Raw genomic sequence first — 23,305 nt, 5'->3', positions numbered from 1 at the left:
TCAACGTTGTACGCGCAAATCCCACGCACAAAACGGTCAGAGCGGATACAACCGGGCGTCACGCAATCGATTCATGGAGCTACATAACGGCCTGATAACACCCTGGGAACACCCTGGGTATGCGATCGTGTGCCCGCTCTCTGCCCCGCGGACCCGGCCGGGACCGCTCGGGCTGTCCAATGTCGTCGCCTGGCCCCTGGGGAGTAAAACGCTGTGACCGTCCCTTTCGTGCGCACGCGCACGCGGCGAACGTTGACCGCGGGCGCGCTCGCCGCGGTGCTCATCGCCGCCCTGTCACCACTGTGGATACATCGAGACGAGACGCCGGTGGCCGCGCCGCCGGCACCACCGGTCCCCGCGCCCCGCGACGAGCAGGCCGCGATGACGGAGGCGGCCAGCACCGGCGCTGACGTCCTGGTCGAGACCGCGACCACGCAGACCTCGCAGACCTGGGCGCTGCCGACCGGCAAGCTGCGCACCGACATCACCGCGCTGCCGACCCGGGCGAGGAACGCGTCCGGCGACTGGGCGCCGATCGACATCACGCTGGCGAGCTCCGGCGGCGCCGTCCGGCCCGCGAACGCGCCGGCCCCGGTGCGCTTCGCCGAGGGCGGTACCAGCGGTAAGGAGAGTGTGCTCGCCGAGGCGGAGGTCGGCGAGCACACCATCACGTACACCTGGCCCGGTCCCCTGCCGAAGGCGGTGCTGGACGGACCGCGGGCGCTCTACCCCGAGGTGCTGCCGGGCGCGGACCTGCTGCTGGTGGCGCGCGAGGAGGGCGGGTTCGCGAACCTGCTGATCGTCAAGACGCCCGAGGCCGCGAAGCAGGCGGCGGTGCGCACCGTCACGTACGGCCTGCGCTCGACGACCGCGGTCTTCCGGGCCGACAAGGTCACCGGCGGCGTGCAGGTGCTGGACAAGGCCGGCAAGGAGATCACCGCGATCCCGACGCCGTTCGGCTGGGACTCGGCCGGTGCCGACCCGGAGCTGCCGCCCGGCACCCCGGCCCGCACCTCCGTGGCGACCAGCGCGGACGTGCTGCGTCTCTCCGGCCTCAGCGGCATCGAGCCGGGCGCGAAGTCGGCGCAACTGCCGATGAAGCTGGACGGTGAGAACACCGGCGACGCCGTGCTCCGGCTCGACGCGGGCGCGACCGGGCTGCTCACCGGCAAGGACGTGCGCTTCCCGGTCTTCCTCGACCCGACCATGAACAGCGGCGTGCTGGCCTGGACGTTCGTCTCCAAGCAGCACCCGAACAGCAACTTCAACAACGGCACGAACTTCAACAACGGTACGTCCGAGGCGCGCGTCGGCCACGAGGACGAGACCGGCATGACCACCCGCTCGTTCTGGCGGATGGGCTTCGACACCGCGATCAAGGGCGCGACCATCGAGTCCGCCACGTTCAAGGTGCTCAACATCCACTCCTGGTCGTGCACCACGCGCCAGTTCGAGCTGTTCTGGACCGGCCCGATCTCCACGGCCACCACCTGGAACAAGCAGCCGACCTGGAACACCAGCCCCGGTTCGAACAAGCGCAACTTCGCGCACGGCCGCGACGCCTGCAAGGACGACTACGCCTCGTTCGACGCGCGGGCGTTCGCGCAGAAGGCCGCGGACGCGGGCGCGAACAACCTGACCATGGGCATGCGGGCGACCAGCGAGGCGGACACGCAGACCTGGCGCAAGTTCACCGCCAAGTCGGCCACGCTGTCCGCGGTCTACAACCGCAAGCCGAACGCGCCGGGCACGCTCACCAGCGCGCCGGGCGGCGGCTGCTCCACCACCGGCATCACGGTCGCCCGTACCAACCTGGTGCTGACCGCGACCGCGAGCGACCCGGACGGCAACCTCAAGTCGCTGCACTTCCGGTTCTGGAAGTCCGGCGCCACCGTGCCGACGACCGGCACCGCGACCACCTCGCTGGCCAGCGGCAAGGGTTCGGTGACGATCGCGTCGACCACGCTGGTCGACAAGACCACCTACCTCTGGACCGTGTACGCGACGGACGCCGAGGGCCTGCTGTCCGCGGACTACCCGGCCACCACCGCGCCGTGCAAGCTGACCATCGACGCGTCCGGCCCGCCGGCCCCGGCGGTCACCAGCGTGGACTTCCCGGAGGCGACCGACGACGGCGCCACCTGGGCCACGAAGCCGTTCGGTCAGGTCGGCACGGCCACGTTCACCTCGCAGGGCGCGGCCCGGTTCACGTACGCGTTCGAGGGTGTCACCGAGGTCTCCAAGACCTCGGCCAACGCGGTCACCGTCACCGACCTGAAGCCGCCGCACGCCGGGCCGATCAACATGATCGTCAAGGCGTACGACTCGGTGGGCAACGTCAGCCAGCCGACGGTCTACTCGTTCTACGTGCCGCCGCGCCCGGAGGCGGACGGCCCCGGTGACGTCAGCGGCGACGGCCGCGCCGACCTGCTGGCCATCGACGGCGCCGGCAACCTGCGCAGCTACCCCGGCGGCATGACCGGCGAGCTGGACCTGTCGCTGGCCGCGGGCTACCGCAACGGCACCCAGCTCAACCCGACCGGGCACTGGACCGACTCGGCCGGCAAGGCCGCGCTGATCGCCAAGTTCGGCGACGCGTACCCCGGCGACGGCGTCACCGATGTGTTCGCCCGGACGCCGGACGGCCGGTTCTGGCTCTACCCCGGCGACGGGTACGGCAGCTTCGACGTCGACGACCGGATCTCGGTGATGCTGCCGTCCGGCACGCCAGCGCCGTCCACCTGGACGCAGCTCAAGGCGGTCGGTGACGTCACCGGCGACGGCCGCCCCGATCTGTTCGTCCGGTCCGGGACCGCGTTCTGGGCGCTCACCGGGTACACCGGCGCGAGCTTCGCCGAGGCCGTGCAGATGGAGACGACCGGCTGGGACCGCCGGGAGATCGTCAACGTCGCGGACATCGACCTCGACGGCACGCCCGACCTGCTCTTCCGCCACCTGGACACCGGCATCATGTCGCTGCGGCACGGCAAGCCCGGCACGATCGCGAAGAGCGTCGACCTGGCCTCGCTGAAGTCCGCCGCCGCGTCCCGCCAGGGCGACGTGCAGTACGGCACCGGCTGGTCCGAGGCCGCGATCACCGCGGTCGTCTCGGTCCCGGACCAGAACGGCGACGCGATCCCGGACCTGTGGGTCCGCCGGGCAACCGACGGTCAGGTGCGCGTCTACTACCCCAGCAAGGTCAACACCAACGGTGAGGTCAAGATCGTCCTCCCGGTGAACGTGAGCGCGTTCAAGGCACTCGCCTGACCCTGTTCCGCTACGGGCCCGGTGGCGCTGCCGCCGGGCCCGTTCCGTTCCGCGCAAGGAGAACCGCCGTGCGAAGACTGGCCGTACTGCTGGCCGCCGTCCTGACCGCCGTGCTCGCGCCCGCCGCCGCGGCGTCGGCCGCCCCGAAGAACCTGCAGGTCATGTCGTGGAACATGTGCGGCTCGCTGAACTGGGGCTGTGACGCGTACGGCGGGCCGCAGGACAAGATCGACGTGGTGAAGCACCACGTCGAGACGAACTACGTGCACGCCGCGCTGCTGCAGGAGGTCTGCGAGAACGACCTCACGCTGCTGATGAACCAGCTGGGCAGCGGCTGGAGCACGTCGTTCGCGCCGTACCGGTACTCGACGGACGGCGTGCGCCGCACCAGCGTCTGCGGCGGCACCCGGACCGACCGGATCGGCACCGCGATCGTGGTCAAGGCCGGCTTGTCCAGCCCGCAGAACTACGAGATCACGCACGCCTGGAACGGCCTCGCCCGGCCGTTCCACTGCGTGACCGCCACCTACTGGGACGCGCGGCTCTGCAACGTGCACCTCGACCCGTCCAAGAACAACCCCGACCACCCCGACTGGGAGTACGCCGACGACCAGATGAAGGACATCCAGAACATCGTCCAGGCCTTCCCCACGCTGGTGATCGGCGGCGACTTCAACGTGCAGCCCCAGGACCGGCCCGGCAACGCCCGCGAATGGCTGTGGGCCGACGGGTTCTGGGCGACCGGGGCCGGCACGCCCGGTTACCGCGAGTGCGACCAGACCGGCGCGGTCCGCGACGGCCGGGACACCTGGACCGGCAGCGGCCTCAGCGGCAAGCTCGACTACGTGTTCAGCACGGAGGCGAAGCGCTGGTGCGCGGTCGGCGACTCCGCCTACTCCGACCACCACGTGGTGATCTACAGCGTCTCGGTCGACTGACGTTTCACCCTGTCGGGATGTGGCGTGTCGTGCCCGCCCTGCTACCACGGTGCGCCACATTGAGAGCGGACCCGACGATGGGAGTCGCACGATGTGCACCGAGGAATGCCTGCGCCACGCCGCATCCCCACAGGCCGCGGTGTCCCGCCGCGCCGCGCTGACCGGCCTCGCCGCGGCCGCGCTCACCGTCGGCCCGGCCCGGCCGGCCGCCGCCGCAGCCGCCGTGCCGGGCCGGCACACGGTGCGGGACCTGACGCACCCGTTCACCACGACGTTCCCCACGTTCGCGCCCGGTGAGGAGGCGCGCCGCGGCCCGTACAAGGCCATCCCGGACGACGGCTACTACATGCAGGAGTGGCGGATCGTCGAACACACCGGCACGCACGTCGACGCCCCGGTCCACTTCGTCCCCGGCGGCCGCACCGCCACCCAGCTCACCCCGGACGAACTGGTCCTGCCCGCCGTCACGATCAGCGTCGCGCGCCGCGCCGCCGGCGACCCCGACACCGTGCTCACGGTCGCCGACCTGCGCGCCTGGGAACGCGAGTGGGGCCGCATCCCCACCGGCGCCGCCGTCCTGCTGCACACCGGCTGGGACCGCCACGCCGCCAACCAGCGCTACCGCAACGCCGACGCCCAGGGCACCATGCACTTCCCCGGCTTCGGCGCGGACGCCTGCGAATGGCTGCTCAGCGCCCGCCACATCCGCTGCCTCGGCATCGACACGCTCAGCCTCGACCCGGGCCGTTCCACCGACTACCCGGTCCACTTCACCCTGCTCGGCGCCGACCGCTACGGCATCGAGAACCTGACGCGCCTGCGCACCGTCCCGGCCCGCGGCGCCACCCTCGTGGTCGGCCTCGTCCCCTGGGAACAGGGCTCCGGCGGCCCGGCCCGCATCCTCGCCCTGGCCTGACTCCTCGGCGGGAGAGCAACTCCTCACGGCTGAGCCGCCACCGGCCTGAGCCGGAATCCGGCGGGTGACCCACGTCTCAGCTGCCACCGGGCGTACCGCCGGCCGGGTCTTCGGTTTGTGAAACGGGTGAAGGATCCGCTGTGGGCGCGGCTGTTGCTGGGCTTCGGGCTGGTGCTGTCGGTGGGGAGCGGGAGCACGCTGGCCGTCACCCGGACGCTGATCAGTCAGGCCGAGGAGTCGATCACGCAGACGGACCTGATCGGGGGTACGGGGGACGCGGCGCGGCCGGCGGGCAACGATATCGACGGGGCGGTCAACATGCTGCTGGTCGGCATCGACGCGCGGGAGGGCGACCAGGATTTCCGGGCTGACACGATCATTGTGTTGCACGTTCCGGAGACGCACGACCAGGCCTATCTGATCTCGATCCCGCGGGACTGGATGGTGGACATCCCGGCGAACGACGAGTTCGGCTTTCCCGGCGCCACGGAGAAGATCAACGCTGCGTTCTACTACGGCTCGCGGCTTCCCGGCACGGACCTGGAGAAGCGGGGGCGCGGCACCGAGGTGCTCGCCGCGACGCTGCGGAAGCACACCGGGATCGAGTTCAACGGCGCGGCGGTGATCGACTTCGGTGGGTTCCACAGCATCGTGCACGCGCTCGGCGGTGTCGACATGTGCGTCGCGGAACCGGCCGAGTCGGTTCACCTGGGCGTCGACGCGAAGGGCAAGCTGGTCCAGGGCTGGTACAACGACCAGGTCGATCCGCCCCGGCTGGAAGGGCTGCCGCCGGGCAGCGTGCCGCTGGTGCACGAGCCGGGGTGTCGTTCGATGGACGCCACCCGGGCGCTGGACTACGCGCGGATCCGGAAGAGCCTGGACAACGGCGACTACGGGCGGCAGCAGCACCAGCAGCAGCTGATCAAGGCGATCGTCAGGAAGGCGACCTCGTCCGGCGTGCTGACCGACCTGGGCAAGCTGAACGAGCTGGTCGCGGCGGCCGGTGAGGCGTTCATCCTGGACACCCGTGGCACGCCGGTGGCCGACTTCTTCTTCACGCTCAAGGGCGTGGCCGCGAACGACCTGACCCTGATCAAGACCAACGCGGGTACGTTCAACACGTCCGCCGAGACCGGCGCCGAGCAGCTGGACGCGGAGTCGCTGCGGATGCTCGCGGCCGCGAAGGACGGCACACTGGCCACGTTCCTGATCGAGCATCCGCAATTCATCGCGAACTCGCGCTGAGCCGCGAGCCATCGATGGACGGGAATGACCGGGCCGGCCGTGCCGTGGCAGCATGACCGCCATGATCAGACCAGGTTCGGCGGCACGGGGGCTGTCGGCCAGGGTCGCGGCGTTCGGTGTCGCGCTCCTCGCCGCGGTCGTCGTTCCCGCCTCCGGCGCGCACGCCGCGACGCAGTTCGAGGCCGAGACGCTCACCGTCGACCCGGCGTACGGGTCCGCCTACCGGGATCGGGCCGCGTCCGGCGGCTGGGCGCTCGCGATCTGGAACAACGCGGCCGCGACCGGCGGCTTCACCGCGGCCGCGCCGTTCACCACGCTGTCGGTGAGCGCGATGGGCGGCGTCTGCGGCAGCACGGACGCGGCGCCGCGGATGGAGGTCGCGGTCGACGGCACGGTGGTCGGCCGGACCGCGGTGACCGGCGCGTGGCGCGACTACCGGTGGACCGGGTCGTGGGGCGCGGGCAGTCATTCGATCTCGTTCCGCTTCCTCAACGAGTACGGCGACGGCGGCTGCGACCGGTTCCTGGAGGTGGACACGTACCGGATCGGCGGGGGTCCGGGTTTCGTCACCCGTTCCGGCTCGCGGCTGATGCTCGGCGGGCGCCCCTTCACGTTCGCCGGCCTCAACGCGTTCGGCATGAGCGGCTGCGACAACGGCGGCGTGCCGTGGACCGACGCGCAGCTGGACTCCTATTTCGCGCAGCTCGCGCCGAACACGGTGACCAGGACCTGGGCGTTCCGGCCGTACGGGCTGCCGGTGCTGGACCGGATCGTGGCCGACGCGATCATCAAGGCGTTCTTCGACGAGGCCGCGGCCGCGGTCAAGGCCGCGGACCCGAACCATCTGGTCGCGACCGGCACGATGTACCAGGCGTTCTACGGCACGTCCGACTTCGCCTACCTGCACGCCGGTCCGGAGGTCGACATCGCGTCGATCCACGAGTACGAGTACGACTGGCAGAACAGCAACGCGATCGTGACCGGGCACCTCGCCCCGGTGCTCGCGCGGATGCAGTCGATCGGCAAGCCCCTGATCATCGGCGAGTCCGGGCTGCGGGCCGCGGCGTCCGGCTGCCGCACCACGCTCACCGGCCGGGCCTCGGTGATCACCCAGAAACTGGACGCGTACCTGGCCCGCCCCGGCGTGGCCGGCGTCAACGTCTGGGGCGTGGTGCTCCACGACCCGGTGTCCGCGCAGGATCCGTGCCCGTTGGAGGGCCGCCTGACCGACCCGATGTTCGCCGCGATCCGGGCGAAACAGACCGCGCTCAACGGGTGATCTTCACCGGGGGCACCGGCGGCACCGGCCCCGGGGAGGGCTAAGGTCGCGGCCATGCGCCGATTGATGTCGATAGCCGTCACCGTCGGAGTGGCCGCGGGTGCGCTCGCCACCGGCCCTCTGATGACCGCGGACGCCGCGGTCGCCGGTGACCCGTTCGCGATCACGAACGGGCTGTTCGTCAATCCCGCGTCGCCGTCCGCGCGCTGGGTCGCCGCCAACCCCACGCATCCGGACGCCGCGTCGATCCGGGCGAACATCGCCGGCGCGCCGATGGCCCGCTGGTTCACCGGCACCAGCGACGCGCGGATCGGCCCGGCCGTCGCGGCCTACACCGGCACCGCGGCCGACGCCGGCGACCGGCTGCCGGTACTGGTCGCGTACAACCTGCCCGGCCGGGACGCGTGCGGCGAGGAGTCGGCCGGCGGCGCCGCGAACGCCGCGGCGTACATGGAGTGGATCTCGACGTTCGCGGCCGCGATCGGTGACCGCCCGGCGATCGTGGTCATCGAGCCGGACTCGCTCGGCGACTTCGAGTGCATGACCGCGGCCCAGATCGCGGAGCGGAACACGCTGCTCAACTTCGCCGGCCGGATGTTCGCCGAGAAGGCGCCGAACACCTGGGCGTACCTGGACGCGGCGAACCCGAAGTGGGTGACGCCGACCGTCATCGCGCAGCGGCTGAAGGCGGCCGGGATCACCCGGGTCCGTGGCTTCGCGGTCAACGTCTCCAACTACGTCGACACCGCGTGGGCCACGGACTACGCCGGCATGATCCAGGATCGGCTCGGCACCGCGGCGCCGTACGTGATCGACACCAGCCGCAACGGCAACGGCTCCGGGGACGGCTGGTGCAATCCGGCCGGCCGCCGCGTCGGCGCCCGCGCGACCACCGACCGCGCGGCCCTGCAACTCTGGATCAAGAACCCGGGCAACTCCGACGGTACATGCGGCGTCGCCCCGGCGACGCCGGCCGGCACGTTCGACCCGGCCCTCGCGAAACACCTGATCACCGGCGCCTGACCGGTACGGGCCCGCCCGCGCCCACGGGCCCGTACCGGCCGCGCGGGTCAGTCCATCGCCAGCGCGACGGTCGGGCTGACCCGGGCGGCGCGGCGGGCGGGGAGGACGCCCGACACGGCGGTGAGCAGGCCCAGGACGAGGATCACCAGCGCCAGCTGACCCCAGGGCAGCGCGAGCGGCGCGTCCAGCCCGGCCGCGGTGAGCATCAGCCACGCGAACGGGACCGCCAGCGCCAGGCCGAGCAGCGCGCCGACCACGCCGTAGAGCGAGGCCTCCAGCAGCAGCGTCGCCCGCAGCCGCCCGCGGCTCATGCCGACCGCCCGCAGCAGGCCGGCCTCGCGCAGCCGTTCCACGACGGACAGCGCGGTGGTGGTGCCCACCCCGACCACCGCCACCAGCACGGTCATCCCGACCAGGCCGAGCGCGGCCGCGGTGATCAGCAGCAGCTGCGCCGCGAGGTCGTCGCGCTCGTCCGCGAGCACGGTGACACCGCCGCCCGGGACGATCGCCCGCGCGGCCCGGACCGCGGCGCTGCGATCGCCGGCCGCGTCGGCCAGCACCACGGTCGGCTCCGGCGCCGTGCCGAGCGCGGTCAGGTCGGCCGGGTCGAGCAGCAGCATCGACTCCATCGGCAGCCCGCCGACGGTCGCCACCACGGTCACGGTCACGCTCCTGCCGTTCCGGCTCAGCGTGATCTCCTGGCCGTACCCGGCCTCGAGGAAACCCGCCGACCAGTCCGACGCGATCGCCCGCCCCGGCCCGGCGTCGCCCAGCGCGCCCCGCGTGACCCGGATGTCGTCGCTGGTCGGCAGCGACGCCAGCGGCAGGTCGGCCACGGTGAACGTCGACGGGCCGGACGCCACCTCGGCCACCCGGAACGGCAGCACGCCGGTCAGCTCCGGTGCGGTCTCGAGCGCGCCGACCGGGATCGACGCCCCCTCCGGCGCCGCGATCTGCAGGTCCGCGGGCGCGCTCAACGCCAGCTCCTGGTCCATGGTGATCCGCGTGGTGGACAGCGCGATCAGCGCGGCCGCGGTCAGCGTCACCGCGAGCGCGACCACGACGCTGACCGACGCGGCCCGTCTCGGCGCGCCGCCGACCCCGCCGACCGCGAGCCGCCCGGCCGGGCCGAACGCGCGCAGCGGCAGGCCGACCAGCCACAGCACCGGCCGCAGGATCGTCGGGCCGAGCACGATCAGCGAGAAGAACGCGAGCGTGCCGGCCGCGACGGTCGCGGTCATCGCCAGCTCCGGGCTGCCGCTGTCCGGCACGTCCGGCGTGGGCAGGCTCGCGATCGCGAGCCCGAGCAGCAGCACCGCCAGCACCGTGAGGACCAGGCCGAACGCCCACCGGCCCCGGCCGAGCGCGCTCCGCGCCCCGGTGACGGACGCGCTGCGCAGCGCCTCCAGCGGCGACACCCGGCCGGCGTTCACGGCCGGGGACAGCACCGCGACCAGCGCGATCAGCGTCGTGCCGAGGACGACCAGCAGCGCGGGTACGGCCGGCAGGCCCGGCGACGCGATCTCGGCGTCCAGGAACACGCGCGCCGCCGGCCCGGCCGCGAGACCGAGCAGGTAGGCGATCAGCACGCCGGTCCCGCCCGCGACCAGGCCGGTGAGCGCGCCCTCGACCGCGAGAGCCCGGGTCAGCGCGCCGCGCCCGGCACCGATCGCGCGCAGCAGCGCCAACTGCCGCATGCGCTGCGCGAACACGATCCGGAACGTGGCCGTGGCGACCAGCGCGGCCGCCGCGGCCGCGATCGCGACGAACAGGCCGACCAGGTAGAACAGCTCGTCCATCGAGGCGGCGGCGTCCCGGGCCTCCCGGTCGCGCAGCTCGGCGCCGAGCACCACATCCGGCGTGACCAGCGTGGACGACTGCTGCCCGCCCGCGGTCAGCGTCCCACCGCCGCCCTGGTCCGGCACCCGTGGCAGGGTGCGGCGCAGCTCGCCGGCGACCGTGGCCGGGTCGGCGCCGGGTGCGAGGTGCACCTCGATCCGGCTGGACATGGACGCCGCGCCGTCGGCCGTGAGCATCGCGTCGACCAGGTCGCTCGTGGTGTAGGCGCGGCCGGCGAAGCCCTCGCCGGCCGCGGGCCGCACGATGCCGGTGACGGTGAGCGTGCGCGGCGGCGCCGTCGAGTCGGCCCGGACCTGCACCGTGCCGCCGACGACCAGCCCCATCCGTTCGGCCGTGCGGGACGTGACCGCGATCTGGCCCGGCGCCGCTGGATAGGTCCCCTCGGCGAGCGTGACCTCGGACAGCGGCCCGCTCCCGGGGTCGCCGGTGACCGTCAGCCAGGAGCCGGACGCCGCGGGTACGTCGTAGAACGCCTCGTTGCGCGCCGTGGCCGACTCGACGCCGCGCGTCCGCCGCACCACGTCCAGCGCCGCCGCCGACGTGCCGGTCCCGTCGCCGACCACGATGTCCGCGGCGGCGGACGTGCCACTGAAGGTGTCCAGGATGGTCTGGTGGGTGATGCGTTGGGCGAGGACGGTGCCGAAGACGACGGTGGCGGCGACGATCAGTGCGAGGCCGGTGAGGAGGAGGCGGGCGGGGCGGCGGGTGAGGCCGGCGAGTTGGGTGCGCAGGACGGTCATCGGGCGCCGGCCAGGTGGTGGAGGGCGTCGGTGACGGATTCGCGGGTGGGGTGCAGGATCTCGCCGGAGATGCGGCCGTCGGCGAGCATGACGACGCGGTCGGCGTAGGAGGCGGCGATGGGGTCGTGGGTGACCATGACGACGGTTTGGCCGTATTCGCGGACGGCGTTGCGGAGGAAGGAGAGGACTTCGGTGCCGGTGCGGGAGTCGAGGTTGCCGGTGGGTTCGTCGGCGAAGACGGCTTCGGGGCGGGAGACGAGGGCGCGGGCGAGTGCGACGCGTTGTTGCTGGCCGCCGGAGAGTTCGCTGGGGCGGTGGCGGAGGCGGTCGCGGAGGCCGAGGACGTCGACGAGGCGGCCGAACAGTGCCGGGTCGGGTGTGGTGCCGGACAGGTCGAGGGGGAGGGTGATGTTCTGGGCGGCGGTGAGTTGGGGGAGCAGGTTGAAGGCTTGGAAGACGAATCCGATCCGTTCCCGGCGTACCTTGGTGAGGATCTTGTCGGGTTGGCGGGTGAGGTCCACGTCGCCGAGCATCACGGCGCCGCTGGTGGCCCGGTCGAGGCCGGCCAGGCAGTGCATCAGCGTCGACTTCCCGGAACCGGACGGGCCCATGATCGCGGTGAACTCGGCGCGGCCGAACCCTACGGAGACGCCGTCCAGTGCGCGGACGGCGGTGTCGCCGCGGCCGTAGACCTTCACCAGGTCACGTGCCTCGCAGGCGAGAATCATCGTCGACTTTCCCTTCGGTGGCGGTGCGTCGGTGGTGCATCCGGTCGCTCGGTAGCGGGCGTCCGGCGGCGAAGCATCGTGGGCGCGGCGGCCGGGCCGCATCACCCCACGGGGCCAGAAACCGGCCGGGCCGCCTCTGCCGAAAGTCGGAGCGCGGGCTCACCCGTACCGCCGGGGCGGTCCCTCCGGTCGATCGGGCCCGTTTCCGCCGGGCCGGCGTCATACCCGGGTATGACTACCGGAGTGCCACGACGCCGCCGGGGCCGGCGGATACTCTGCGCACGTGCCCGCGACACCCGCACCCCGGCGCAGGCTCACCCCGCTGCGCGACCTCGCCCGGTTGCTGGCCGGCGCCGACTTCCCCACCGCGGCCCCCGCACCGGGCACGCTGCCGGCCCGGCTGCAGCCCTGGCTCGCACCGCCGGGTGTGCTGGCGATCGCGGTCCTGACCGTCGTCTGCGTGGCCGACTTCCAGACGAGCCGCGCACCCTTCGGCGCGGCCGAGGCGACGCTGCTGTCCCTGGGGGCCACGGCGCCGCTGCTGTTCGTCCTGTGGCGCCCGCTGATCGCGTGGCGGATCGCCTACGCCGGCGCGTTCACCAGCACGCTGTGGCTGGACCGCACATCCGGCGCGTGGCCCTGGCCGGTGATCCAGATGGCGGTGGTCGTGCTGGTCCTCGGCGTGGCCGCCGCACGCACCTCCGCCGGCATCACGGCGTGGATCGCCGTGCTCGCCGCGCTCCCCTGCCTCCTGCACGCGCCGGGCGGCACCGGCATCCAGGTCTGGCTGCCGCTGGCCGGGGTCCTGCTCCTCGGCGACCAGGTGCGCCGCCGCACCCGCGTCGAGCGGATCCTGGAGGCGCAGGAGGAGATCACCGACCTCGCCCGCGCCCAGCGTGCCGTCCTCGAGGAACGCACCCGGATCGCCCGGGAGATGCACGACGTGGTCGCCCACCACATGTCCATGATCGCCGTCCGTGCCGAGACCGCCCCGTACCGACTCGCCGCGCTCCCCGGCCCGGCCCGGGACGAGTTCACCGCGATCGCCGACGCCGCCCGCGACACCCTCACCGACATGCGCCGCCTGCTCGGCGTCCTCCGCACCAACCGCGACGACCCGCAGCGCGCGCCCCAGCCCACCCTGGCCGACCTGCCCACGCTGATCGCCACCGCGGCCGACGCCGGCATGCCGATCACGCTGGACACGGGCGCGGCGGACCCGGCCCCGCCGGAGCCGGTCTCGCTGGCCGCGTACCGCATCGTCCAGGAGGCCGTCGCCAACGCCGGCCGGCACGCGCCCGGCGCGGCGGTGCGGGTCAGCGTGCGGTCCGCCGAGGACAGCCTGCACGTCACGGTCGCCAACGGCCCCGCGCCCGCGCCGCACACCGCACCGGCCCGCGGCCCCGGCCACGGACTGCTGGGCATGCGGGAACGGGCCCAGGCGCTCGGCGGCACCTTCACCGCCACGCCGTCCGACGGCGGCGGTTTCACGGTCGCGGCCCGGCTGCCCACACGCTCCGGCCCACCGGTCCGCCCGTAGAGCGGTCTCCCCCGGCCATGACCGTGCGCGGCGGTGATCAGCGGAGTGGCCCGGGTGCCACCACCAGCTCTGTCGCGCGGTCGTGCGGCAGCCGCGGCGTGCCCGAGACGATCGCCGCCGCCCGCTCCCACGGTCGCTGCGCCGCCTGGAAGGGCAGCTCGGCCGCCATCCACTCGTGCCAGAAGGCGATCGCCTCGGCGGTGCCGCCGTCCCGCGCGATGCCGCGCCGCTCCGCCTCGACGAGGTCGGACTGCACCCACACCACGGTGTCGACCAGGCCGGCCAGCTCCCGGCGCCCGGCGCCGACCCCCTCGACGACGAGGAGCGGGCAGCCGGCCGGCACCGCGATCGCGCCCGGCCGGTCCCGCGCGTCCCAGGCCGGTGGACGGCACGCCACCGGCTCCCCGCGCCGGGCCGGGGCGAGCACCCCACCGGCCAGCAGGTTCGCCCAGTCGAAGAAGGAATGGTGCCAGGCCACGTCATCGGTGTGCACCACCACCGCACCGGGCACGCACGCGGCCACGGTGGCGGCCAGCGTGCTCTTGCCCGCGCCACTGCGCCCGTCCACGGCGACCACCCACGGCCGCCCGGCCGGCGACACCGCGCCGTGATGCCGCGCGTCGTGGCTCAGCCCGTCGTGGCCCGGCGCATCGTGGCCTGGCGTGTCGTGGCCTGGCGTGTCGTGGCGCAGCGCGTCGTGGCGCAGCGCGTCGTGGCGCAGCGCGGACACGACGTCGGCCACGGCCCGCACCCGCCACGGGCCGGCGGCGGGCTCACCGGCGGCCAGGACCATCGCGCTCATGACAGCGATGATCGCAGATCCGGCCGGTGCGGAGCCGCGCCCCGGCCCCGCACCGGCCGGCGTTCAGGAGCGGTCGCCGGCGGTCTTCCCGCCCGGCCCGTACGGGCTCGCCTGCCCCGCCGGCACCGGCCGGTCGCCCGACCTGTCGTGGGCACCGCCCGGTGCCTCGACCGGGTCGGCATCCTGGTTCCGCTGCGTGGTGGTCGCGGTCTCCCCGCTGCGCCGCAGTTCCGGCTGCTGGACGTTCGTCATCATGCGCTCCCTCCTCGTGGCACCGTGACGTCTCGCGTACCCCGCGGATCTCCGGATGTGTATCGCGGGTGCTCACGTCGCACCGGTCGGCGACTCCGCGAGAGCAGCGCCGGCGCCCGGGCCGGACGTCGCCGCCCGCGGGATGCCGCCGCGGTGTCTACGATGCGGCGCACGGGATTCCCGCGCCGGCCGCCGCTTCGCTCCCGTCGCACCGGCCCGATCGCCGTGATGGCCGACGGCCTCGCGCGCTCGTGCGGCGATGACGGCGACCGCCGGCGTCCGCAGCCGGAGCCGCCCTCCCGGGCGCGAAAGGCTTACCGCCGGTCTCCGCAGCCGGAAGCGGTCTCCCGGGCGCGAAAGGCTTACCGCCGGTATCCGCAGCCGGAGCCGGTCTCCCGGGCGCGAAAGGCTTCACGGGGCCGGACGGCGTCGCTCCGGGAGAGGACCAGCGGCCGGCCGCAACGGTTCTTCGGCGCGCTCGCCGTACGGTCGCCGCCGGTCCTCCGTGCGAACGGCACCGACCGCACCCTTCGACCGCGGCCGGTGGCCCCGTTCCGCACCGCGGTGGCGCGGGTGACGGCAATCCCGCGTCGCCGCGGTTGCGGGCCCGTCCGACCCCGGCGGGACCGCGCCGTCCGTCCCGGTCCGACGCTTCGTCGAGCCCACCGACGGCATGCTTCCGCCGCGCGACCTGTACCGCGGACCTGGTCGAGGCGTTGTGCACCGCCGCCGCACCCGGGGCCGCTCGCACCGGCGCGGTGGCGTCCCGGCCCGGTCCGCGCGCGTGCGACGTGGCCGTCGGCGTACTGATCGACCGGCGGCAATTGGTGCGACACACCGAAGGCTAGGGAGTTCCCTAGGACTCATGGGGAAATCGCGCTCCGCGCCCGGCCGGGAGCGGAGCTCAGCCCGCGAGGCGGTGGAGCCTGCCGGAAAGCCGACTCCGAGCAGGCGGAACGAGCACCGCACCGGGCGGGGGAGCGTCACGGGCAAATCGGCATCTTCCGGACGCACCGTGATCGCCGGACGAGCGTTATGCGATCTTCAATGGCCGAGGCGATCATAGGTCGACGTCTGTCCAAGGAAGACACCGGAGGGGACGATCGGTTAGTCTGATGGCACGTCCGGTCACCGTGCCACCACGATCGGACAGGTCAGCGGTGCATTCACCACTGGCAATCTGGGGTGTTTCAGGTGACACGGGGTGTACTTTCTCATGAAACACGTGCGACATGCTTGCTGACCAATATGAATAGCGCTTGCATGCGCCCCACGTGCGGTGATCACGTGTAGAGCTTCCCATCGTACGGGAGCCACCGAGCTCGTTCCGTACGCCTCGGCCCATGACGGTCCGACTGGCGGGAATGCTTCACAAGAATATCTTCTCGGGCAACGGTGCGCCGTGCCCGGTCCCGCCATGCCGGCGACATTTGAAAGGTGAGGTGGAACCACCATGAATAAGTGCGCCATGGGTTGACATATTGCGACATTGATCGTCACGAGGGATGGAGACCAGGCTGTGAGCTTTAAACTGTCGCTATCCGAACTGGATGCTCGCATCATCGAGAGCATCGCCGCCGGCGAACGGACCGTGCACATCGCGAACAAGGTGTATCTGAGTCGCCAGGGCGTCGAATACCACGTCAGTAAACTGCTGCAGAACCTGCGCGTCCCCAATCGGCCCGCCCTCATCGCCAAGGTCTATTCTCTTGGCATCCTCACCGTCGGCACCTGGCCGCCGGAGGTCCGCCGCGAAACGCTCGAATGAGCCGCACCGCGGCCGTCCGTCCAGCTGTTCGTATCACCTGAGTACCTACATTCATGGGCAAGGGACGATTCGAGGCCACATGGAACAGAGGAAATCAGAGCCGGCCGACCTCCCGATGGTGGTGGCGATCTGCGCCTTCCACGTCGAGAACGTACGCAAGCACCTGCACCACAACCTGGCTCAGTTGTCCGGCGACGAGTACTTCGTCCAGCTGGACCGGCCGGTCACCCCGGCGGCGGAGGAGGTCGCGGCCGAGGTCGGCGCGGCCGGTGGGACGATGCACGTGCTCGGCGCCACCGGCGGCCTGTCCGCGTCGCGCAATCTCATGCTGGCCCGCTGGCCGCATCACCACGTGATGTTCGTCGACGACGACGTGCGGCTCGACGCCAAGGCCGTCACCGCGGTCCGGGAGAGCCTGCGCGCGGGGGCGCACGTCGTCGGCGCCCGCCTCGCCCGCCCACCGCTCCCGCTGCCGTGGTACGTGACGTCCGGCCAGTTCCATCTGCTCGGCTGGCACCGGGACGACCGCGACATCAAGATCTGGGGCGCCTGCATGGCCGTGGACACCGCGTTCGCGCACGCCAACGGCCTCTCGTTCGACATGGCGCTGAGCCGCACCGGCGGCAACCTCCAGTCCGGCGAGGACACCACCTTCATCAAGATGATGAAGGACGCGGGAGCCCGGGAGCAGCTGTTGCCGGACTACTCCGTGACGCATGACGTCGACCCCGCCCGGCTGACCCTGCGTTACCTGCTGCGGCGGGCGTACTGGCAGGGCCGGTGCGAGGCCGGGCGGGACCAGGCGCGGGCCGGTCTGCGCAAGGAGTGGGACCGCCACCGGAGCGCGCCGGAGTCCCGCCTGCGCCTGCCGCTCGCCTGCCTCTACGGCGCGGTGACCGGCTGGGGCGTGCTGCACGGCCTGCTGCTGCGGGGCTGGGCGCGGTACCGCCGCTCAGCGGTGCCGGCCGGCTGAGGCCGGCACCGCCGTCACCGGCCGGCCCGCTCGTCGAGCAGGTGCCGCCAGCACTCGCGCACGCCGTCGGTCAGCCCGATCTGCGCCTTCCAGCCCAGCGTGGCGTGGGCCAGCGAGGAGTCCAGCCAGTTCCCGCGCCGGTCGAACTGGCGGCCGCCCTCGCGCACCACCTCGATCCGCCGGTCGACCACCGTGGACACGATGCCGAGCAGGTCGTTGAGCGAGGTCGGTGCGCCGGAGCCCACGTTGAGCACGGCCGGGATGCCGTCCAGGCCGGTGTCGGCGGTGCGGCGGTGCAGCGTGGTGAGGATGCCGGCGACGTCGTCCACGTGCACGTAGTCGCGCACCACGTCCGGATCGCCGAAGACCCTGATCGGCTGCCGCCTGGCCGCGGCGTCCAGCCAGTGCGACAGCACGCCGTACCCGTGGGCGGGCCGCTGGCCCGGACCGTAGACGTTGCTGAGCCGCAGGATCACCGGGCGGACGTGCGCGGCGTGGTCCAGCAGCTCCCGTTCCAACCGGAGTTTGGCCCGGCCGTACGCCGACGTGGGCCGGGTCAGCGCCGACTCCGCGTACGGCGGCCACACGTCCGGTGAGTAGACCGTGCCGCCCGAGCTGGCCAGCACGAACACCGGGGACCTGCCGGACCGCCGGAGAACCTCCAGCACGTCGATGAGCAGCTTCCGCTCGGCGGCGATCTGCTCCGGGTGCCGCTCCGCGAGTGCCGGGCTCAGCCGCGCCGCGAGGAACAGGACTATCTCGGCGTCGCAGAGGCCGGGAGCCGCCCGCCCGCCGACCACCGGTGGATGCGCCTGGTTGAACCGGGCGACCGGATGCCCGGAGCTGGTCAGCTCGGCGACGAGCCGGGAACCGATGAACCCGGTGGCGCCGATCACCGCCGCCGCGCACTGCCGCACCCGCACCGTGGTCACGACGCCTCGGCACGGGTGATCGGGAGCGGGCCGGCCACCGGCCGACGGCTCAGGGCGGCCAGCGCCGGGACCGTGCGCAGCCACGCGTCGCCGTCGGCCGGTGGCGCGGTCCGGACGGCCCGGAGGGACGTGTACGCCCGCTCCAGGTCGGGGTGCACCCCGGGCGGCGTCCGGTAACCGGGGTCGGCGAGGACGAACGCGACCGGGCAGCCGAGCGCGCGTGCCGGCACCACGTCGTGGTCCACCCGGTTGCCGACGACCAGCAGATCGGCCGGGTGGACGCCGAGGTGGTCCAGGGCCAGGCGCAACAGCGCCGGGTCGGGTTTGGCGACGCCGGTCAGCGAGTCCAGGAAGACCGCGGCACAGGCCTCGGTCAGTCCCCAGGCGTCCAGCACCCGCATGCACTCCGGCGGCTGGTTGGCCACGATCACCACCGGCACCGCCCGGGCCAGCTCGGTCGCGGCCCGGACCGCGCCCGGCATCTGTTGGGCGAGCTCGGTCCAGGCCAGCCGGACCCGTGCCCAGGCGTCCGCGCCGGCCGGCGAGTGCAGCAGCGGCCGGCCGGCGGGATCGCCCGCCGGGTCGCGGTAGAAGCGCTCCACCTGCTCGATGAAGACGGACCGGGTGATCGCCCGATCGGCGGCGTGGAGCAGGTCGTACGTCGCCTGCAGCCAGGCCAGCTCGAATGGCTCGTCGTAGTAGATCACCCCGCCGACATCCAGCGCCACGGCGCCGTATTCGGTCATGGCCAATCACTCCCGTGTCGTCGGCGATATCCGGGCGATCCTCGCACGGTGAGTGATGGGCGATCGAGCCTTTCAACGAGCATCCGGCATCTCACCAGTCATCACTAGGTTTTTCCCTATTCTCGCTCGTCGACTCGCGTTCGGACAGTCGCCGGTCGCGTATCGTCTCGCACAAAGTCGCCATTCCGGGAGGCAAGCGAATGCGCAGTGAAACCCTGGACTTCGAGATCGACGAACACCAGATCGAGGCCTATCGGAGGGATGGCTTCCTCACTCTTCCGCGGCTCGCCGACGACCCGGAAGTCGCCTGGCTGCGTAGCGTCTACGACAAGTTGTTCGCGGATTACGCGGTTCCCGAGACCGGCGACTACCGGGACATCGCGGGCCGCGACGACGCCGGTGAACCGGCCAAGCTCCCCCAGATCATCAAGCCGGAGAAATACGCTCCTGAATTGCTCGACAGTGCGCACTTCGCGCGATGCCGTGCGATCGCCTCCACGTTCCTGGACATTCCCGCGGACGAGCTCGACTTCTACGGGCACGCGATCCTCAAGCCGCCGCGGTACGGCGCACCGACGCCGTGGCACCAGGACGAGGCGTACATGGACCCGAAGTGGAAGTGGCGGGGGCTGAGCATCTGGACGCCGCTGGACGGCGCCACCGTGGAGAGCGGGTGCCTGCAGTACATCCCGGGCGGCCACCTGAACCCGGTGCTGCCGCACCACCACATCGACCACGACGACCGGATCGAAGGGCTGATGACGGACGAGGTCGACGACTCGGCCGCGGTCGCCTGCCCGCTGGCGGCCGGCGAGGCGGTCATCCACGACTTCCGGGCGCCGCACTACGCCGGCCCGAACCAGACCGATCAACCGCGCCGGGCGTACGTGCTGGTCTTCATGGGTCGGCCGGCCGAGGTCGCCGATCCGGAGCCGCGCCCCTGGCTGAAGACGGCCTGATCGTCCGCGGGGCCGCCGGCCACCGGTGGCCCCGCACCGGCCCCGAGGTCACGGCTCGCCGCGCACCGGCTCCCGGGCCTCGATCCACCTGTAGACCTTGGTGATCCCCTCGGCCAGTGCGGTCCGGGCGGTCCAGCCCAGTTCCCGGCCGGCCCGGGTCACGTCGAGCGCGGAGTGCTGGAGCTCGCCGAGGCGGGCGGCCGCGAACACCGGCTGGACGGTCTGGTCCGCGGTCCGCCCGATGGCCTCCAGCAGCTCCAAGATCGTGGTGGAGACGCCGGTGCCGATGTTCCAGACGCCCGCGCCGCCGTGGTCGGCCGCGCGCAGGAACGCGTCCACGACGTCGCCGACGTAGACGTAGTCGCGGGTCTGCTTGCCGTCGCCGAACACGGTGGGCCGCCGCCCCGCCAGCACGGCACCGCAGAAGATCGAGACCACCCCGGCCTCGCCGGCCGGATCCTGACGGGGCCCGTAGACGTTGCCCAGCCGCAGGACCGCGTGCGCCGTGCCGTACAGCCGGTTGTAGAGGCCGAGGTACTGCTCCGCGCAGTACTTGGCGGCACCGTACGGCGCCGCCGGCTCGGGCCGGGCGTTCTCCGGGGACGGCACCGCGTCGATCGCGCCGTACAGCGCTCCGCCGGTGGAGGCGAAGACCACCCGGGCGCCGACGGCGCGCGCCGCCTCCAGCACGCTGACCGTGCCGAGGATGTTCACCCCGGTGTCCCCCGCGACGTCCGCGACCGAGATCCGGACGTCGGCCTGTGCGGCGAGGTGACAGATCAGGTCCGGGCGGACCCGGCGGGCCAGCGCGGTCAGCGCGGCCGCCTCCATGATCGACTCTCGGCACAGGCCGGCGCCGGCGGCCAGCCGGCCGTCCCGCCCGGTGGAGAGGTCGTCCACCACCGTCACGGTGTCGCCGCGGGCCAGCAGCGCGTCGACCAGGTGCGAGCCGATGAAACCGGCACCGCCCGTCACGAGGACCCGCATGCCGACCCCTTCGCCACCAGGTCCTCGAGCACGCCGACGACCGCGCCGGGCAGCGGCATGCCGGCGATCTCCGCCGCGAGCGCGGCGGCCGCGTCGGCGTACGACGCCTCGGTGAGCAGCGACTTGCCGGCGCCGGCCAGCAGCTCCGGGTCGGCCTCACCGGGCCGCAGCGTGATCGCGGTCCCCAGGACGGCGAGGTTCTGCGCCCAGCCGATGAACCGGCTCTCCTGCGGCACGATGAGCTGCGGCACACCGGCGTGCAGCGCGGTCAGCGCCGTCATCGTGCCGGAGTGGTGCACGATCAGGTCACAGGTGGGCATGATCAGGTCCAGCGGGACCCAGCCGGCGTGCAGCACGCCGGGCTCGTCGCGCAGCGCGGCGCCGACGTCCTCCGGGGCGGCGATGACCAGGTCGACGTCGAGCGCGGCGAACGTGCGGGCCAGACCGCTCAGGAACGCGAAGTTGTGCGTCCGGGTCACCAGGCTGCCGGCCGTGACGAGGACGCGACGGCGCGCGCCGCGGGTCAGCATCCACGGTTCCGCCGGGCCCTGCTGGTTCGTCGGGATCCACTGCATCGGGCACACCGGCTGGCCGGGTGTCACCGCGTCGATCCGGGTGCTCGCCGGGAAGATGTCGATCGCCAGGTCGAAGCCGGGGACCCGGTCGAGGCCGAGGCCGGCCAGTTCGGGCCGCAGCTCATCGTCCACGCCCGGATGCGTACCCTCGCGGTCGATGGTGTTGCCGGTGAGCAGGTGACGCACGCTGGGCACGCCGAACTCCGCGGCGAGCAGCGGTGCGGCGTAGGCATGCGGGCCGCCGACGATCAGATCCGGGCGCCAGCCCGTCGCCAGGTCCCGCAGCGCGGGCAGCCCGGCGGCGGTGAGCCGCCCGAACATGTGGCCGACGAACGTGCTCAGTTCCGCCTCGTCCGCCGGGATCCGCAGGGACTCGCCGTCCCGGCCCACCGTCATCAGGTGGGTGAACGACAACGGTGTCATCGGGAAGGCCGGCAGGCCGATGCCGAGCGCGGTCGGCACGACCTCCGCGGTGGAGGCCATGACGACGCGATGGCCACCGGTGCGGGCGGCGATCGCGAGTGGTGCCAGCCCGAATAGGCTGGACTTCGTCGGCCCTGCGATAAACAGAATCTTCACGAGAACCTCCGTGCCGTGTCGGCCGAATGTATATCGATCCGAGTCGACGACACAGGCGTGATCACGCTTCCTTAGGCGTACCCCCGGTCTAGGATCGTCCGCTGTGGCCGGAGAGAAGCGGTACGGCCGGGCCGCGCGGGACAGCCGGGCGGCGCGGGGCACGGTGCCGGACCGGGTGGCGATCGGCGTGCTGGTCACGCGGTTCCCGCCGGCGCTGGTGGATCGGGTGATCGACGCCGCGGGCGCGCGGGAGCGGCGGAGACGGGCGCTGCCCGCGCGGCTCACCGTCTACCTCACCATGGCGATGTGGCTGTGGCGCGACCACGGCTACGAGGACGTGCTGCTCCGGCTGACCGACGGGTTGCACTGGTCGGGCACGGGGCCGGACACCGCGGACACGGCCTGGTCCGGCTCGATCGCGAAGGCCCGGGCGCGGCTGGGCAGCGAGCCGTTGCGGTTGCTGTTCGCCGCGGCCGCCGACCCGGCCACCGGGCCGCGAACGCCGGGCGCGCGGTGGCACGGGCTGCGGTTGACCGCCGTCGACGGCGCCATGGTCGAGGTGCCCGGCAGCCCGGCCAACCGGGCCGGGTTCGGCGCCCCGCCGGCCGGCGCGGGGCCGGCCGCGAACCCGCGGGTCCGGCTGCTGGCGCACGCGGACTGCGGCACCGGAGCCCTGCTGAACGCCGGTTTCGACGGTGACCGGACCGGGCCGGCCGAGCTCGCGGACCGGCTGCTCGGCTCGTTCGGCCCGGGCATGCTCGTGCTCGCGGGCCCGGACGTGCTGTCCTGGCGGCTGTGGCGCGCCGCCGTCGCGACCGGGGCCGAGCTGGCGTGGCACGCCGGTGACGCGATCGTCCTGCCGGTCGGGGAGCGCCTGCCCGACGGCAGCTACCTGTCGGTTCTGCGTCCGCCGCGGCCCGGCGACGGCGAGCCGGTCACCGTGCGTGTGATCGAGCGGGAACCGGTCCGCCTGGTCACCACGCTGCTCGACGCGCGGGCCCGGCCGGCCGCGGAGTTCGCGGCGGTGCGGCACGGCCGCTGGCGTGCGGAGCGGGTGCTCGACGCGGTGCGGCCCGGGCCGCGCGGCACCACCGTGCCGGCCCGTTCGCAGAGCCCCGACGGCGTCCGGCAGGAGATCTGGGCGCTGCTCTGCCTCTATCAGGCGCTGGCCCCGCTCACGACGCAGCCTTAAGGAA

The 23,305-nt window shown here is 72.9% G+C and carries 19 protein-coding genes; 12 read left to right on the top strand and 7 right to left on the bottom strand.

Annotated elements, in window-relative coordinates; all coding sequences use genetic code 11:
- The first annotated feature begins 228 nt into the window (after positions 1-228).
- From J2S44_RS27515 to J2S44_RS27490, 6 genes are all read left to right on the top strand, one after another.
- Positions 229-3,267 carry a DNRLRE domain-containing protein gene (locus J2S44_RS27515; protein ID WP_310419818.1) on the top strand — a complete coding sequence of 1,013 codons (3,039 nt, stop codon included), beginning with the start codon at positions 229-231 and terminating at the stop codon, positions 3,265-3,267.
- Between the two features lie 68 nt (positions 3,268-3,335).
- Positions 3,336-4,205 (top strand): endonuclease/exonuclease/phosphatase family protein, encoded by an 870-nt coding sequence (locus J2S44_RS27510; RefSeq protein ID WP_310419817.1) that lies wholly within the window; start codon positions 3,336-3,338, stop codon positions 4,203-4,205.
- Between the two features lie 91 nt (positions 4,206-4,296).
- Complete coding sequence (locus J2S44_RS27505) at positions 4,297-5,121, top strand: cyclase family protein (RefSeq protein ID WP_310419815.1); 825 nt, start codon at positions 4,297-4,299, stop codon at positions 5,119-5,121.
- 126 nt (positions 5,122-5,247) lie between these two features.
- The gene (locus tag J2S44_RS27500; protein WP_310419813.1) at positions 5,248-6,366 is read left to right on the top strand and encodes an LCP family protein; all 1,119 of its coding nucleotides are present in this window, start codon (positions 5,248-5,250) and stop codon (positions 6,364-6,366) included.
- Positions 6,367-6,427: 61 nt separating this feature from the next.
- Positions 6,428-7,645, top strand: coding sequence for a carbohydrate-binding domain-containing protein (locus J2S44_RS27495; protein WP_310419811.1), 1,218 nt, complete (start codon positions 6,428-6,430; stop codon positions 7,643-7,645).
- A gap of 54 nt (positions 7,646-7,699) precedes the next feature.
- Entirely contained in the window at positions 7,700-8,668 is a 969-nt protein-coding gene (locus J2S44_RS27490) for a glycoside hydrolase family 6 protein (protein WP_310419809.1), read from the top strand.
- A gap of 47 nt (positions 8,669-8,715) precedes the next feature.
- On the opposite strand, the gene J2S44_RS27485 is transcribed toward J2S44_RS27490, so the two are convergent.
- Positions 8,716-11,268, bottom strand: a complete 2,553-nt coding sequence (locus tag J2S44_RS27485) for an FtsX-like permease family protein (RefSeq protein WP_310419807.1) — start codon at positions 11,266-11,268, stop codon at positions 8,716-8,718.
- Positions 11,265-11,996 carry an ABC transporter ATP-binding protein gene (locus tag J2S44_RS27480; RefSeq protein WP_310419805.1) on the bottom strand — a complete coding sequence of 244 codons (732 nt, stop codon included), beginning with the start codon at positions 11,994-11,996 and terminating at the stop codon, positions 11,265-11,267. The genes J2S44_RS27485 and J2S44_RS27480 overlap by 4 nt, the downstream gene beginning before the upstream one ends.
- A gap of 283 nt (positions 11,997-12,279) precedes the next feature.
- Here J2S44_RS27480 and J2S44_RS27475 point away from each other — a divergent pair, with 283 nt between their 5' ends.
- A complete protein-coding gene (locus J2S44_RS27475) occupies positions 12,280-13,536 on the top strand; it encodes a sensor histidine kinase (protein WP_310419803.1) in 1,257 nt (418 codons plus the stop codon).
- A gap of 37 nt (positions 13,537-13,573) precedes the next feature.
- Here the strand turns inward: J2S44_RS27475 and J2S44_RS27470 are convergent, their stop codons facing one another.
- Positions 13,574-14,338 carry a uridine kinase family protein gene (locus J2S44_RS27470; protein ID WP_310419801.1) on the bottom strand — a complete coding sequence of 255 codons (765 nt, stop codon included), beginning with the start codon at positions 14,336-14,338 and terminating at the stop codon, positions 13,574-13,576.
- Here J2S44_RS27470 and J2S44_RS27465 point away from each other — a divergent pair.
- From J2S44_RS27465 to J2S44_RS27455, 3 genes are all read left to right on the top strand, one after another.
- Positions 14,337-14,618: a hypothetical protein gene (locus J2S44_RS27465; RefSeq protein ID WP_310419799.1), complete on the top strand. Its 282-nt coding sequence runs from the start codon at positions 14,337-14,339 to the stop codon at positions 14,616-14,618. The genes J2S44_RS27470 and J2S44_RS27465 overlap by 2 nt on opposite strands.
- A 1,491-nt stretch (positions 14,619-16,109) precedes the next feature.
- A complete protein-coding gene (locus J2S44_RS27460; protein ID WP_310419797.1) occupies positions 16,110-16,358 on the top strand; it encodes a LuxR C-terminal-related transcriptional regulator in 249 nt (82 codons plus the stop codon).
- 79 nt (positions 16,359-16,437) lie between these two features.
- A complete protein-coding gene (locus J2S44_RS27455; protein WP_310419795.1) occupies positions 16,438-17,331 on the top strand; it encodes a glycosyl hydrolase in 894 nt (297 codons plus the stop codon).
- Positions 17,332-17,345: 14 nt separating this feature from the next.
- On the opposite strand, the gene J2S44_RS27450 is transcribed toward J2S44_RS27455, so the two are convergent.
- Entirely contained in the window at positions 17,346-18,263 is a 918-nt protein-coding gene (locus J2S44_RS27450) for an NAD-dependent epimerase/dehydratase family protein (protein WP_310419793.1), read from the bottom strand.
- Positions 18,260-19,009 carry an HAD family hydrolase gene (locus J2S44_RS27445; protein ID WP_310419791.1) on the bottom strand — a complete coding sequence of 250 codons (750 nt, stop codon included), beginning with the start codon at positions 19,007-19,009 and terminating at the stop codon, positions 18,260-18,262. Before J2S44_RS27445 ends, J2S44_RS27450 begins: the two co-directional genes overlap by 4 nt.
- Before the next feature lie 200 nt (positions 19,010-19,209).
- On the opposite strand from J2S44_RS27445, the gene J2S44_RS27440 reads away from it, so the two are divergent.
- Entirely contained in the window at positions 19,210-19,968 is a 759-nt protein-coding gene (locus J2S44_RS27440) for a phytanoyl-CoA dioxygenase family protein (protein WP_310419789.1), read from the top strand.
- Positions 19,969-20,016: 48 nt separating this feature from the next.
- Here the strand turns inward: J2S44_RS27440 and J2S44_RS27435 are convergent, their stop codons facing one another.
- Both J2S44_RS27435 and J2S44_RS27430 read right to left on the bottom strand, forming a co-directional pair.
- Positions 20,017-20,955, bottom strand: coding sequence for an NAD-dependent epimerase/dehydratase family protein (locus tag J2S44_RS27435; RefSeq protein ID WP_310419786.1), 939 nt, complete (start codon positions 20,953-20,955; stop codon positions 20,017-20,019).
- Entirely contained in the window at positions 20,940-22,109 is a 1,170-nt protein-coding gene (locus tag J2S44_RS27430) for a nucleotide disphospho-sugar-binding domain-containing protein (protein ID WP_310419784.1), read from the bottom strand. Before J2S44_RS27430 ends, J2S44_RS27435 begins: the two co-directional genes overlap by 16 nt.
- 103 nt (positions 22,110-22,212) lie before the next feature.
- On the opposite strand from J2S44_RS27430, the gene J2S44_RS27425 reads away from it, so the two are divergent.
- A complete protein-coding gene (locus J2S44_RS27425; RefSeq protein ID WP_310419782.1) occupies positions 22,213-23,301 on the top strand; it encodes a transposase domain-containing protein in 1,089 nt (362 codons plus the stop codon).
- Positions 23,302-23,305: the final 4 nt, after the last annotated feature.

This window comes from Catenuloplanes niger (genome assembly GCF_031458255.1).
In the GTDB taxonomy this organism is placed as follows: Bacteria; Actinomycetota; Actinomycetes; order Mycobacteriales; family Micromonosporaceae; genus Catenuloplanes; species Catenuloplanes niger.
The sequence above is the reverse complement of the archived record's forward strand: the minus strand, read 5'-3'. Positions and strand labels throughout refer to the sequence as shown.

What these genes read in the sequence shown, in the direction of transcription:
- J2S44_RS27505 (WP_310419815.1), top strand. Translation starts at nt 4,297, where the DNA reads ATGTGCACCGAGGAATGCCTGCGCCACGCCGCATCCCCACAGGCCGCG.
- J2S44_RS27495 (WP_310419811.1), top strand. Translation starts at nt 6,428, where the DNA reads ATGATCAGACCAGGTTCGGCGGCACGGGGGCTGTCGGCCAGGGTCGCG.
- J2S44_RS27490 (WP_310419809.1), top strand. Translation starts at nt 7,700, where the DNA reads ATGCGCCGATTGATGTCGATAGCCGTCACCGTCGGAGTGGCCGCGGGT.
- J2S44_RS27485 (WP_310419807.1), bottom strand. Translation starts at nt 11,268, where the DNA reads ATGACCGTCCTGCGCACCCAACTCGCCGGCCTCACCCGCCGCCCCGCC.
- J2S44_RS27480 (WP_310419805.1), bottom strand. Translation starts at nt 11,996, where the DNA reads ATGATTCTCGCCTGCGAGGCACGTGACCTGGTGAAGGTCTACGGCCGC.
- J2S44_RS27465 (WP_310419799.1), top strand. Translation starts at nt 14,337, where the DNA reads ATGACAGCGATGATCGCAGATCCGGCCGGTGCGGAGCCGCGCCCCGGC.
- J2S44_RS27470 (WP_310419801.1), bottom strand. Translation starts at nt 14,338, where the DNA reads ATGAGCGCGATGGTCCTGGCCGCCGGTGAGCCCGCCGCCGGCCCGTGG.
- J2S44_RS27455 (WP_310419795.1), top strand. Translation starts at nt 16,438, where the DNA reads ATGGAACAGAGGAAATCAGAGCCGGCCGACCTCCCGATGGTGGTGGCG.
- J2S44_RS27445 (WP_310419791.1), bottom strand. Translation starts at nt 19,009, where the DNA reads ATGACCGAATACGGCGCCGTGGCGCTGGATGTCGGCGGGGTGATCTAC.
- J2S44_RS27440 (WP_310419789.1), top strand. Translation starts at nt 19,210, where the DNA reads ATGCGCAGTGAAACCCTGGACTTCGAGATCGACGAACACCAGATCGAG.
- J2S44_RS27435 (WP_310419786.1), bottom strand. Translation starts at nt 20,955, where the DNA reads ATGCGGGTCCTCGTGACGGGCGGTGCCGGTTTCATCGGCTCGCACCTG.